Origin of the sequence: Gordonia neofelifaecis NRRL B-59395 (assembly GCF_000192435.1) — a bacterium.
Classification (GTDB): Bacteria; Actinomycetota; Actinomycetes; order Mycobacteriales; family Mycobacteriaceae; genus Gordonia; species Gordonia neofelifaecis.
Window position 1 is genome coordinate 1 of record NZ_AEUD01000016.1, and the last position, 12,695, is coordinate 12,695.

A 12,695-nucleotide genomic window follows, 5' to 3' on the forward strand; every position below is an offset into this window, starting at 1 on the left:
CATCCCCGAGCCGCCACCCCAACAATCGATGGATCCGGGCTCAACGAGCGGAGGGTGGGCGCACTGGCCTACAACCGCACGACGGGCACGTCGACTGACGAGACGTCCTGGTGCGTCACGACGACCACCGCTCGGTCGCCGAAGAGGTCACCGCAGATCAGCCCGAGCAGACGGTGCGCGTCAGGGGCGTCGAGGTGCTCGGTCGGCTCGTCGAGCAGCACCACCGGTGCCGGATGCAACAGGGCGCGAGCGACCAGCAGTCGCCTGCGCTGACCGCCCGACAACGCGCCGGCGCCACCGGTCAGTCTCTCGTCCAGCCCCTCGGGCAGGCCCCCCAGCCACTCCCCCAGACCGACGCACTCCAATGCCGCGATCAGCTCATCATCGGTGGCGTCACCGCGCGCGACGCGGAGATTCTCCCGGAGCGTCGTCGAGAAGACGTGCGCGTCGTCGGCGAAATAGCACACGCCGGAACGCAGTTCAGCGCCGTCGACGTCGACTGTCCCCGCTAGCGGCGGCAGCAGCCCGGCGAGCGTCATCAGCAGCGTCGACTTGCCGACACCGCTCGGTCCGACGATCACCTGCCGCTCACCGGGCGCGACGCGCAGGTCGATCTCGCCCAGCGGCTTGGTCCATCCCCACACCAGCGACTCCGCGGTCAGCGTCCGCGGCCGACGGTCGATCGCCGGATCCCGCTGCTCGCCCGGCCACCGGTCCCGACCGTCCGACGCGCCGTCGACGAGCGCCAGCACCCGCCGCGCCGCCTGCCTGCCGCTCTCCCACGCCATGCCCGCTTCGGTGAGCGGCGCGGTGGTCTCGAACGACGACAGCGGCAGGAGCAGCAGGATGCCGAACACCATCGGCGTCACGCCGGTGCCGGAGGCGACGTCAGACAGTGAACCCGACAGCCCCGAAGCGAGCTGGACGGCGATGATCGCCGCACCGATCAGGCTGGCGCCCATCGAGATCGGCGTGACCGCCTGAGCCGCCGCCTGCCAGCGCATGCCACCGTTCTCCGCACGTGCGGTACGACCGTCCGCATCCGCGACCGCGGCGAGCACACGTCCCCGCACCCCGCCGACCGCCAGCTCGGGGCCGTGCCAGAGGAGGGACGACGCCGCCGCAGCGACCTCTTCGCGGGCCCGCGCAGCGTCGGCGACCTTCTTCGACGCGCCGCGTGCGGCCAGCCATGGTGCGAGGACACCGCTGACCAGCAGTGCGACCGCGAGCACGACCGCGGCCGGCACCGACACGGCCGCCATGATCGCGACCGCCGCCAGCGAGGTCACCGCACCGACCACCATCGGGATCAACCCGCGGATCACCGCGTTCCCGATCTCGTCGACGTCGTCGGCGGTCCGCGCCATCAGCTCCGACTGCCGCAGCGCGACGGTGTAGCCCGCGGTCCCCTGGGACAGTGCGCGGTACACCCGGGTGCGAGCGTCGGCCATGGCGCGCAGGGCGACGTCGTGGGTCGCGAGGCGCTCGAGGTACCGGAACACTCCGCGGGAGATGCCGAGCGCACGGACGCCGGTCACAGCGACGGACAGATAGAGCACGGGCGGCATCTGCCAGGCACGGGTGATCAGCCACGCCGACAGCGCGGCGAGTCCGAGCGCGGACAGGGCGCCGGCGACGCCGAGCAGCACCGGGACCACCAGGGCCCGGCCGCGCATGCCGGTGAAGGCGAGTGCGGCGAGCATCGGATCGCGCGAACGGTCAGCGGACACCCTCGGCCTCCTTCACGACGTCGACGACGTGGTCCGCCGCGTCCACGACCGCGGCCCGATGGGAGACGACGACCACCGCGGCACCGGATCGAGCCCGCCCGATCAGGGCGTCGAGGACCCGGTCCGCGGTCACGTCGTCCAGGTGCGCGGTGGGTTCGTCGAGCAACAGCAGGGGCGCGGGTGAAGCCAGTGTCCGCGCCAGTGCGAGACGCTGTCGTTGGCCGGCCGACAGGCCCGCTCCCCCCGACCCGAGCATCGTGTCGAGCCCGTCGGGGAGTTCGGCGAGAACCTCTTCGAAGGCCGCTGCGCGCATCGCTTCGTCGACCGCCGCCGACTCTCGCCCGCCGAACAACTCGATGTTCTCCGCGACGGTCCCCGGCACGATCGCCGGATGCTGCGGCAGCCAGGCGACCTGCCGGTGGTAGTCGTCGAGGTCGACCGTCGTGATGTCGCGACCGCCGATCAGCACCCGCCCCTCGTCGGGCGACTGCAGACCGAGCAACGCGGCGAAGATCGTCGACTTCCCCGCCCCGTTGGGCCCGCGGACGACGGTGAGCTCGCCGGGCCGGATCGTCGCGGACAGCCCCCGCGGGGCCCATCCGTCGCGGCCGCGCACTCCGAGTCCGTCCAATTCCACCGGCACCCCGCGCACGACTACCGGCGCGGCGTCGGCGGTTCCACGTGAATCATCGCGATCGGAGTCGATCAGGTCGAGTACGTCGTCGGACGCCGCGACCCCGTCCTCGGCGTTGTGGAACTGTGCGCCGATTTGGCGCAGCGGCAGGTACGCCTCCGGTGCCAGCACCAGCGCGAGCACGCCCGCGTACAGACTCATCTCGCCGAAGACGAGGCGCAGGCCGATGCTGACGGCGACCAGGGCGACGCTCAGCGTCGCGAGTAGTTCGAGGACCGCACCGGAGAGGAACGCGATCCGCAAGGAGCCCATAGTGCTGCGCCGGAGGCGTTCGCCGAGTTCGGCGACCTGACCGGCGGGCCCCTGCGCCCGTCCCAGGGCGCGGAGTGTCGGCAGCCCGGTCATCAGATCGACGAGCTGCGCGTTCTGCCTGCTCATCGCCTCGAGCTTGCGCCGCGTGCGGTCGCGCGTGACCAGCCCGATCAACACCATGAAGATCGGGATGAGTGGAAGCGTGACGATGATGATGACCCCGGAGATCCAGTCCGTCCAGAGTTCGACGACGACGATGATCGGGGTGATCACGGCGGTCGCCAGCAACGCTGGTAGATAGCCGGAGAGATAGTCCGAGAGCCGGTCGAGTCCGCGCAGGGTCACGGTCAACGCGGACTCGCGCTCGGCGAGCAGTCGGCGCGGACTGGTGTGTGCGGGATCGGTGAGCCGGTCGAGAGCGGCGACCCGGAGCTCGTCGATCGTGGCGTGCGCCGACCGGCGCGCCACGCGGTCGCCGAAGTAGGTCATCGCCGCACGCGCCGTGAGCGCCACCGCCAGGACTGTCAGGTGCACCGCCTGATCGCCGAAGTTCCGGCGGGCGGGGTCGACGATCAGCTCCGACAGCAGTCCCGCGAGCGCGATCGCGGATACCACGACGGCGACCACGTTGCCGACCGCGAACGCGGCGGTCGCGACCACGTGCCGCCGCGCCGATCGCGATGCTCGGAGCAGTCGCGGATCGAGCGGCGGCCGGCGACGTGGCGAGTCCGTCCCCTCGGTCACTTACGGGTGCTCTGCAGCGGCAGGCCGATCGAGGGCGGGATCTGATCCACGGACAACCGCTTGCGGAAGATCCAGTAGCTGTAGCCCTGGTACGCGATCACGACCGGCGTCATGATCGCCGCGGCCCACGTCATGATGACGAGCGTGTAATGGCTCGACGACGTGTTCGCGACCGTCAGGTCGTACGCGGCGTCGGTGGTCGACGGCAGCACGTCCGGGAACAGCGAGCCGAAGAGCATGGCGATCGTGCCGGCGATCGCGATGCAGGTCGCGACGAACGCCCAGCCCTCACGACGCGCCGCGGTGGCGACCACCATGCCGACCGCGGCGACGGCCGCGATCACGACGATCGCCCAGGTCCACGCCTCGCCGTACGCCAACTGCGTCCAGATCAGGAACGCCGCGGCGACCACGGCGGTCGGGATCGCGAGCCGCGCGGCGAACGTCTGGGCGTCGTCGCGCATCTGCCCGGACGTCTTGAGTGCCACGAACACGGCGCCGTGCGTGAGGAACGCCAGCAAGGTCGTCGCGCCGCCGAGCAGGGCGTACGGGTTCAGCAGGTTGAAGAAGCCGCCCGTGTACTGATGGTCGGCGTCGATGGGCAGACCGCGGACCACGTTGGCGAAGGCCACACCCCACAGGATCGCGGGGATCCAGGAGCCGAGGCCGATGCCGACGTCGCACCACCGGCGCCACCGCACATCGTTGATCTTGCCGCGCCACTCGATGGCGACGACGCGGACGATCAGTCCGATCAAGATCAGGAACAGCGGCAGGTAGAACGCGGAGAACATCGTCGCGTACCAGCCGCCGAACGCGGCGAAGAGCGCTCCGCCGCCGGTCAGCAGCCAAACCTCGTTGCCGTCCCAGACCGGGCCGATCGTGTTCAACAGCACCCGTCGCCGCTTGTCGCCGTCCGGTTCCGAGTGCCTGCCGAGGAACGACATGAGCATTCCGACGCCGAAGTCGAAGCCCTCGAGGACGAAGTACATCGTGAACAGGACGGCGATGACCAGAAACCAGAAGTTCTCAAGACTCATCGGATTCCTCCTCAGTACGCGAACGAGAGTTCGGCGGATTCGTCGTCGTCCGACCCGACGTCGGGCGCGGCGGCGTCCTTGTCGCTCGGACCTTCGATCACGTAGCGCCGCTCCAGGTAGAACCAGACGACACCGAGTGCGCCGTACAGGAGCGTGAAACCGATCAGCGTGGTCCACACCATGGGTGAGGTGTGGTTCGAGACGCCGTCCTGCACGAGCATGTGGATCCGAAGCGGATCACCGTCGGCGTCGGCCCAGTTCGGGACCACCACCCACGGCTGGCGACCCATCTCCGTGAAGATCCAGCCGGAGGCATTCGCCAGGAACGGCGTCGGCAGCATCCACAGGACCAGGCGGCCGAACCATCTCGGCACATCCGACCGCTTCTTCCGGAGGAACCAGAGCCCGCCGAAGGCGACGACCACCGAGCCGAGAGCCCAGGTGATCATGGCGCGGAAACTCCAGTAGGTCACGAAGAGGTTGGGCGCGAAGTTCTGGCCCGGCATGTTCAGGGCCTCCTCGTACTGCTTCTGCAGTTCGTTGACGCCCTGGACCGTCGAGTTGAAATTGTGGTCGGCCAGGAACGAGAGCATGTTCGGGATCGTGATGATGTGCTCGATGTTGTCGCAGTTGTTCTGCCTGCCGACGCTGAGCACGGAGAACGACGCGCCGGTCTCGGTCTCGCACAGCGACTCCGCGGCGGCCATCTTCATCGGCTGCTGCTTGAACATGATCTGCGCCTGCATGTCGCCGGTGACGAACAGACCGAGCCCGGATCCGATCACCACCCAGAGCGCGAAGATGCTGACCGGTCTCCACAGGGTGGCGTTGTCGTGCCGGAGCTGTGCGGGCGACGCGCCCACCTGGCTGGGCGATGAGGTGTCCGGGATGATCGACTCGTCGCCGAGCTTGGCGGCCTCCTCGATCTTGGACGCCCGGTAGGTGTTGCGTGCCATCCACCAGAGCCCGACGATCGCGACCACCGTCGACGCCGTCAGGAATGCGCCCATGATGACGTGCGGGAACGCGACCAGAGTGGTGTTGTTGGTGATCACCGCGATGAAGTTGTTCATCGCGGGCCTGCCGCGCTCGGGATCCCACTCGACGCCGACGGGATGCTGCATCCACGAGTTCGCGGCGACGATGAAGTAGGCCGAGGCGTTGACGCCGATCGCGACGAGCCAGATGCAGGCCAGATGCACGCGACGCGGCAGTCGACCCCAGCCGAACATCCACAGACCGATGAAGGTCGACTCCAGGAAGAAGGCCATCAGCGCCTCGAGCGCCAGCGGCGCGCCGAACACGTCCGCGACGTACCGGCTGTACTCGCTCCAGTTCATGCCGAACTGGAACTCCTGCACGATGCCGGTCGCGACACCGAGCGCGAAGTTGATGAGGAAGATCTTGCCGAAGAACTTGGTGGCTCGCAGCCACTGCTCATTGCCCGTTCGGTGCCAGACCGTCTGCATGACGGCGATGAGCGGAGCCAGTCCGATCGTCAGCGGCACCAGGATGAAGTGGTAGACGGTGGTGATACCGAACTGCCATCTGGATATGTCTACAACACTCACTACGACCTCAATTCGTCACGAGGGTTGGGCGTTACTACACACGGTAGTAGCGGATATTCAGTTGTAAAGGTCCCGTGACCGAGGCAACGGCCCTTGGACCTATGACCCCGCCGACCTCCGCACCCAGTCGGCGACTCCGATCACGTTGCGGCAGTCGAGCTCCCGGCCGTCGAGCTGCCGGACGCGCGCGGCGAGCGTGACCGACGAGACCAACCAGACCTCGTCCGCCGCATACAGTTCCGGCACGGTGAGCACACGCTCGGACGTCTTGATCCCCTCGCGTGCCGCCAGATCGAAGAGCGCCGCCTGAGTGGTCCCCGGGAGCACGCCGTCGTCGCGCATCGGGGTCACCAGACCCCCGTCGATCACGGCGACCACCGACCCTCGTGGTCCCTCGAGCACGGTGCCGGTCGTCGAGACGAAGATGGCGTCGTCGACGCCGATCTCGCGGACGTGCCGGAGCGCGGCCATGTTGACCGCGTAGCTCAGCGACTTGACGTCGGCGAGCAGCCAGGGCGCCCGCGCGGCCAGACCCGGCTCGTACGCCGTCGGGAGCGTCACCGCGCGCACACCGTCACGCCGGGCGGCCGCGACCCGTTCGGGCACCGGCGCGATCGTCAGGTACCGGGTCGGCTCTGCGCGAGGATCGTGCTCTCGCCCCTTCGTCACCACCAGACGCAGCATCCCCTCGCCGTCGTACGATTCACGCCAACGACTCAGACCCGCATCGACCATCGCGATCAGCTGTGCGCGGTCCGGTACCGCGAGCCCGGCGATCGGCGCGCTCCGCGCGAGGCGGTCCAGATGCCGGTCCAGCCCGCACACCCGGCCGTCGCGCACCAGCATGGTCTCGAAAAGCCCGTCCCCGTGGACGATTCCGCGGTCGTCCGCGTGCAGGATCGGCGAATCCGGTTCCAGGACCCGCGCTTCCGCCGACACCAGCACGAACGACATGCACTAACGATGTCATGGATCGACGCCGAAGCTGCCGACAATCCTGCGCCCGGATTCCACCCATCGGGAAAAACTGTCCCGATACCGGCCCGCACCGGGTACCACGTGAGGGATGAGCAACGAACGTATCGCCGTCGTCACCGGAGCCAGCCGCGGAGCGGGCAAGGGGATCGCCCTCGCCCTCGCACAGCCCGGAACCACCGTCTACGTGACCGGACGGACCACCGCCGCCGGCCAGACCGATCTGCCCGGCACCATCACCCAGACGGCCGCCGAGATCGACGCGCGCGGCGGAACCGGTGTCGCCGTGGCCGTCGACCACAACGACGACGCACAGGTGGAGGCCCTGTTCGAGCGGATCCGCAACGAGCACGGCCGTCTCGACATCCTGGTCAACAACGCCATCGCCCTCCCCGCAGGCCTCACCGACAAGGGCCCGTTCTGGAACAAGGGCCTCGGTCTGTTGGACCTGCACGGCGTCGGCCTGCGGTCCACCTACGTGACCACGTACTACGCGGCACCGCTGCTGTCGGAGACCGGCGGCGGACTCGTCGTGAACACCTCGTCGTTCGGCGGCAGCTGCTACATGCACGGACCTGCGTACGGTTCGGGCAAGGCCGCCGTCGACAAGATGGCGCACGATATGGCCGTCGACTTCAAGCCGTTCGACGTCGCCGTCGTCTCCCTGTGGATGGGCCTGCTGAAGACCGAGGTCAACATGGCGGCGTTCAACGCCGACCCCGACATGTACGACGGCCTCGTCGCCACCGCGGAGTCGGTGGAGTTCCCGGGGCGCGTGATCGACGCGCTGTCGCGGGACCCGAAGCGCATGGAGCGGTCGGGCCAGGTCCTGGTCGGAGCCGAACTCGCCCAGGAGTACGAGATCACCGACATCGAGGGCAACCAGCCGCCGTCGCACCGGCCGTTCCTCGGCGATCCGCCGGTGTTCTCCGCCGCCGTGATCGACTGACCCGGCGAGAGGCCGGGGAACGCTTGTGCCGTTGGTTGTGACCGTCAGGTGGTCACAACCAACGGCACAAGCGTTTTGCGCGCTGTGCTCGGCGAGTCGGTAACCTGAACTCTCAGTATGGAAACTGAAAGCACCGAGGACACCGGCCGCGTGTCGCTCCGCGAGATGCAGAAGCGGAACAGCCGGGCGCACTTCTTGAGTATCGCCGCGGAGTTGTTCGCCGAGCGCGGGTATCGCGGCACCACGATCGACGACATCGCCGCGGCGGCAGGCGCGAGTCGGGCCACCCTGTACTCGTACTTCCCCGGCAAGGACGCCATCGTCAAGGCCATCGTCACCCAGGTCTGGGACGCCGCGGAGGCCCTCTACGCGGACTTCGGCGCCCTCGACGAATGGTCAACCGACGCGATCGCCGGCTGGCTCGAGCGCGTCGTCCGGACGTGGGAGCAGAGCGGCAGCGGCCTCCGCGTCCAGTCGTCGGGAGCCGTACCGTTCGACGAGTTCTACCTCGAGTACCACGGCCGGTTCATCGCCGCCCTGACCGCGAACTCCGACCTCTGGTCGCGGTTCGACGACGACGAGCAGCAGCGCCGAGCGCTGCTGCTGATCAGCGGACTCGAGCTGTTCCTCAACACCTGGATGGTGCGCGGGTGGCCGATGGACCGGGCGGGCGCGATCACCACGCTCACCGACTCATGGTGTGCGATCCTGCGCGTGGAGTGATCGCGCCGGCGACGGACTAAGCGCCGTCGAGCGTCCACTCCGCGGAACCGGGTCCGACCGCGAACTTGGCTCGCATCAGCCCGCCGACCTCGGCCATCGCCAGTCGTGCCCGCGACTGCGTGCGGGTGTGGGCGATGAAGCCGTGGAAGACGCCCGGGTATCGCAGCAGGGCCGTCTGCACCCCGGCGGCCCGCAACCGCTCGCCGAACTTCTCCGAGCCGTCACGGGTCGGATCGTGCGAGGCCGTCACCACGATCGCCGGCGGCAGCCCCGACAGATCCTCCGCCAACGACGGCACCCCGTACGGATGATCGGTCGACGGATCGTCGCCCAGGTACAAGCCCTTGGTCCAGGCGAAGTCGCCCGCGGTGATGATCGGCCCGTCGGCGAACTCGCGGATCGAGTCGTGATCGTCGTCGCGCCCCATGCCGGCGTAGATGTGCAGTTGGAAGGCGATCGCCGCGCCGCCCTCGTCGCGCGTCCGCAGCGCGGTCCCGGCGGCCAATGCGGCGCCCGCACTGTCGCCGCCGATCGCGACCCGTCGCGCATCGATGCCCAGCGTGGCCGCGTTCTCCACGGTCCACTGCATCGCGAAGTACGCCTCGTCGCTGGCGACGGGATACCGATGCTCGGGCGCCAGCCGGTAGTCGACGGAGACCACCACCGCCGACGACGCCTCCGCGAGCAGTCGGGCCATTCGATCGAAGGTCTCGATGCTGCCGATCACCATCCCGCCACCGTGCAGATACACCAGAGCGGGCAGCGCCGGTTCGTCGAGGGGACGATAGATCCGCAGTCGCAGCCGACCGTGCGGCCCGTCGACCGTCCGATCGTCGACGCTGTGCATCTCGGGGCCGCGCGCCTGCGGCAGTGCCTCGAACGCGGCCCGGGCCGCCTCGACTCCTGCCACGTGCATCGGCACCATCTTGCGGTCGCCCAGGTACGCCGCCACGTCCGCATCGAGTCCCGGCCAGGCGGGAGCGGTCTGCTGATCCGTCATGCCGTCACCTTCGCCGCCGTGTCGGGACTGACCCGGACGGCGTCCCAGTCCGCTCGCGTGTCGGGGCTCATCCGGCCGACGAAATAGTCGAGTTGCTCCCACATGGAGTGGTGCACCGTCAGCTCCGAGTCATCGAGCACCTGCTCGATCAGAGCGGGCCACGCCTCGGGCGTCGGGGCCGCGGCGAGCGCGCCCGCGGACTCGGCCAGGACCACCCGCGTCACCAGTCCGCCGCCGACGGCGAAGCACTCACCGGTCACGTCGGTCGCGGCGTGCAGCAGGTACGCCGCGAACGCGGCGACCGCCTCGGGCGGGAAGTGCTTCTGCAGGAACTCCCCGAACCCGGGCTGCTCGATTCCGGCCGTGGACCGCGTCCAGGCGGCGGGCAGGATCGCATTCGAGCGGATGCCGTCGGCGCGGCCGAGGATCGCCTGAGTGCGAGTCAACGACTGGATCGCGCCCTTCGCCGCCGCGTATCCGGGCATCGCCGGCGCCGCGAAACTGCCGTTGGACGAGATGTTCAGGATCCGCCCGCCGGTCGCCGCGAGATGCGGCCAGGCCGCCTCGGCGATGCGATGCGCCCCGCGCAGGTGCACGTCGACCAGGGTGTCGAACGAGCCGCCGGCACCCGCGTTGTTGACGACCACGTCCAGCCGGCCGAACTCGTCGACAGCGGCGGCCACGATCGAATCGGCCTCGGTCACCACGTCGCCGGTGACACCGATGACCGTCGCACCCTCGTCGCGCAGGATGCGGACCGCTTCGACGGTCCCGGGCTCGTTGGCCGCTCCCGTCCAGTCCCGACCGAGGTCGTTGACGACGATCGCGCACCCGCGCTCGGCGAGCCGTCGCGCATACGCCAATCCCAATCCGAACGTCGACACCCCGGTGACCAGCGCCACCTGACCGTCGAACCGCAGCTCATCCATTCGACGACAATCCTCTCGTCTGCCGGGCACGCGCCGACTGCGCGGCCCCGTCGCCACGGAACCTAACCGATTCGCCGACCACGTCGTGGACTTTTCAGGTAAAAACCAGACTGATAGTTCAGTTTTTGTAATCTGGCTCCACCTGCACCTCCCCGACAAGGATTCGAGATGGCTTTCGACACCGTCCCCGGCGCCGCTCCGGCTGCCGAAGCACTGCGCACACACCTGCAGTCCGCCGATCCGGCCGTACTGCTCGCCGTGCTCGCCCAGCTGACCGGCAGCGCCGATCCACTCGACCGCTACGGCGACGCAGTCACGCACGTGCCTGCCGCGCCCGAGATGGCCGGCGTCACCGACGCGACGACCGCCGCCGCGATCATCGATGACCTGCTCGACGCCCTGGACGCCGCGGACGACCTGCCGACCGAGTGCGATACCGCCCTCTTCGCCCGGCTCGCACCGCTGGCCCTCGGCGTTCCCGTCGGCGAGGAGTTCCTCCCGATGCTCTCCGAACAGGGCGGGTTCCACCGGGCCCGCCCGGTGGTGTCGCGGGCGGAACCACTGCCCGAGACGCTGAGTCTGGCGATCATCGGCGGCGGACTCGCCGGGATCGCCGCGGCCATCGCCGCAACACACGAGGGTCTCGACTACGAGCTCTTCGAGCGAGGCGACCGACTCGGCGGCACCTGGGCCACGCAGACGTATCCGGGCGTCGGCGTCGACACGCCGTCGTCGTACTACTCACTCTCCTCCGAACTCAACCCCGACTGGTCGAGTTACTACCCCAAGGGCGGCGAGTACCACGACTATCTGCTGGCGCTCGGCCGCAAGTACGCCATCGGCGACCACACCCGATTCGGCACCGAGGTGACATCACTGACCTGGGACGACGACGCCGCACTCTGGACCGTGGGCTTCGTTGACCACAACGGGAACACCGGAACGGCGCGCGCCACCGTCGTGATGACCGCGCTCGGCTATCTCAATCGCGCCAAGTTCCCGGACGTGCCCGGGCGCGACGACTTCGCCGGCCTGAGCATTCACTCGGGCGACTGGGATCCGTCCATCGATCTGGCCGGCAAGCGTGTGGCGGTGATCGGCGCGGGCTGCACCGCGGCGCAGCTCGTGGACTCGCTCGCCCCCGAGGTGGCGCATCTGACGCAGTTCCAGCGACAGCCGCACTGGGTGGCGCCGCGGAAGCGGGAGTCCGACGACGTGCCCGACTATCAGCGCATCCTGTGCCGCGAGCTCCCCTACTACGCGAACTGGCTGCGGCTGAAAGCGTTCTGGGGCTCTGCCGACAGCGCCTATCCGGTGGTGATCGTCGACCCGGACTGGGCGGCTTCGCACCTGTCGATCTCCCCCGCCAACGACTTCCTGCTCCGCGACTGCCTGGCCTACATCGACCGAACCTTCGGAGCGGGCTCGGCGCTGGCCGACGCCGTCACGCCCGACTTCGCGCCGTTCGGCAAGCGCATCATCCGCGACCCCGGCGGCTACTATCCCGCGCTCACTCGCGACCACGTGGACCTGGTGGCCGGCGAACCCGCCGAGGTGGTGCCCGAGGGCATCGTCACCGCCGACGGGACCCTCGTCGAACTCGACGCGATCGTCTATGCGACGGGATACCACCTCGACTTCCTCTCGACTCTGGACATCCACGGCCGCGACGGCCGGACCCTCAACGACGAGTGGTCGGGGAATCCGCGCGCCTACCGGGGCGGCACCGTCCCGGGCTTCCCCAATCTCTTCATCACCTCCGCGCCCAACGCCAATCCGAGTCACGGTGCGGGCAACAACTTCGGCATCGAGGTCGCCGTCCACTACCTGATCGAATGCCTGCACCTGATGAAGGTGCACGGAGCGCGGAGCATCGAGGTGACACCGCAGGCGTACGACGACTACGTCGCGCAGATCGACCGGTCGATGGAGGACACCGTGTGGCGGCACACCCCCACCGCGCACACCTATTACCGGAACGAGACCGGCCGGGTCGTCGTCGCATGTCCGTGGCGGCTGGTGGACGTGTGGCACCAGCACCGGACCCCGGACGTCGCTCATTTCATCCTCCGGTGACTGCCGCGGCAA

General features: G+C 69.0%; 10 protein-coding genes. 3 read left to right on the top strand and 7 right to left on the bottom strand.

Translation table 11 applies throughout. The features are described 5' to 3' along the window. Window positions 1-68 precede the first annotated feature (68 nt). From cydC to SCNU_RS16190, 5 genes are all read right to left on the bottom strand, one after another. On the bottom strand, window positions 69-1,703 hold the full coding sequence (gene cydC / locus SCNU_RS16170) for a thiol reductant ABC exporter subunit CydC (RefSeq protein WP_040518682.1): 1,635 nt from the start codon (window positions 1,701-1,703) through the stop codon (window positions 69-71). A 16-nt stretch (window positions 1,704-1,719) separates the two neighbouring features. After that, window positions 1,720-3,420: a thiol reductant ABC exporter subunit CydD gene (gene cydD / locus SCNU_RS16175; RefSeq protein ID WP_009680476.1), complete on the bottom strand. Its 1,701-nt coding sequence runs from the start codon at window positions 3,418-3,420 to the stop codon at window positions 1,720-1,722. Then, window positions 3,417-4,460, bottom strand: coding sequence for a cytochrome d ubiquinol oxidase subunit II (gene cydB, locus SCNU_RS16180; protein WP_009680477.1), 1,044 nt, complete (start codon window positions 4,458-4,460; stop codon window positions 3,417-3,419). The genes cydD and cydB overlap by 4 nt, the downstream gene beginning before the upstream one ends. Window positions 4,461-4,471: 11 nt before the next feature. Next, the gene (locus SCNU_RS16185; protein WP_009680478.1) at window positions 4,472-6,031 is read right to left on the bottom strand and encodes a cytochrome ubiquinol oxidase subunit I; all 1,560 of its coding nucleotides are present in this window, start codon (window positions 6,029-6,031) and stop codon (window positions 4,472-4,474) included. Between the two features lie 99 nt (window positions 6,032-6,130). Further along, window positions 6,131-6,985 carry an aminodeoxychorismate lyase gene (locus tag SCNU_RS16190; protein ID WP_009680479.1) on the bottom strand — a complete coding sequence of 285 codons (855 nt, stop codon included), beginning with the start codon at window positions 6,983-6,985 and terminating at the stop codon, window positions 6,131-6,133. Window positions 6,986-7,097: 112 nt separating this feature from the next. Here SCNU_RS16190 and SCNU_RS16195 point away from each other — a divergent pair, with 112 nt between their 5' ends. After that, entirely contained in the window at window positions 7,098-7,955 is an 858-nt protein-coding gene (locus SCNU_RS16195; protein WP_009680480.1) for an SDR family NAD(P)-dependent oxidoreductase, read from the top strand. Between the two features lie 117 nt (window positions 7,956-8,072). Continuing rightward, window positions 8,073-8,678 (top strand): TetR/AcrR family transcriptional regulator, encoded by a 606-nt coding sequence (locus tag SCNU_RS16200; protein ID WP_040518668.1) that lies wholly within the window; start codon window positions 8,073-8,075, stop codon window positions 8,676-8,678. A 16-nt stretch (window positions 8,679-8,694) separates the two neighbouring features. On the opposite strand, the gene SCNU_RS16205 is transcribed toward SCNU_RS16200, so the two are convergent. Together SCNU_RS16205 and SCNU_RS16210 are read right to left on the bottom strand one after the other, a co-directional pair. After that, complete coding sequence (locus SCNU_RS16205; RefSeq protein WP_009680482.1) at window positions 8,695-9,678, bottom strand: alpha/beta hydrolase; 984 nt, start codon at window positions 9,676-9,678, stop codon at window positions 8,695-8,697. Then, complete coding sequence (locus SCNU_RS16210) at window positions 9,675-10,607, bottom strand: SDR family oxidoreductase (protein ID WP_009680483.1); 933 nt, start codon at window positions 10,605-10,607, stop codon at window positions 9,675-9,677. Before SCNU_RS16210 ends, SCNU_RS16205 begins: the two co-directional genes overlap by 4 nt. Before the next feature lie 168 nt (window positions 10,608-10,775). On the opposite strand from SCNU_RS16210, the gene SCNU_RS16215 reads away from it, so the two are divergent. Next, window positions 10,776-12,683, top strand: coding sequence for a flavin-containing monooxygenase (locus SCNU_RS16215; RefSeq protein ID WP_009680484.1), 1,908 nt, complete (start codon window positions 10,776-10,778; stop codon window positions 12,681-12,683). Window positions 12,684-12,695 lie beyond the last annotated feature (12 nt).

Excerpts from the sequence above, each read along its gene's own strand:
- cydC (WP_040518682.1), bottom strand. The coding sequence starts at position 1,703 with ATGCTCGCCGCACTCGCCTTCACCGGCATGCGCGGCCGGGCCCTGGTG.
- cydB (WP_009680477.1), bottom strand. The coding sequence starts at position 4,460 with ATGAGTCTTGAGAACTTCTGGTTTCTGGTCATCGCCGTCCTGTTCACG.
- SCNU_RS16190 (WP_009680479.1), bottom strand. The coding sequence starts at position 6,985 with ATGTCGTTCGTGCTGGTGTCGGCGGAAGCGCGGGTCCTGGAACCGGAT.
- SCNU_RS16195 (WP_009680480.1), top strand. The coding sequence starts at position 7,098 with ATGAGCAACGAACGTATCGCCGTCGTCACCGGAGCCAGCCGCGGAGCG.
- SCNU_RS16200 (WP_040518668.1), top strand. The coding sequence starts at position 8,073 with ATGGAAACTGAAAGCACCGAGGACACCGGCCGCGTGTCGCTCCGCGAG.
- SCNU_RS16205 (WP_009680482.1), bottom strand. The coding sequence starts at position 9,678 with ATGACGGATCAGCAGACCGCTCCCGCCTGGCCGGGACTCGATGCGGAC.
- SCNU_RS16210 (WP_009680483.1), bottom strand. The coding sequence starts at position 10,607 with ATGGATGAGCTGCGGTTCGACGGTCAGGTGGCGCTGGTCACCGGGGTG.
- SCNU_RS16215 (WP_009680484.1), top strand. The coding sequence starts at position 10,776 with ATGGCTTTCGACACCGTCCCCGGCGCCGCTCCGGCTGCCGAAGCACTG.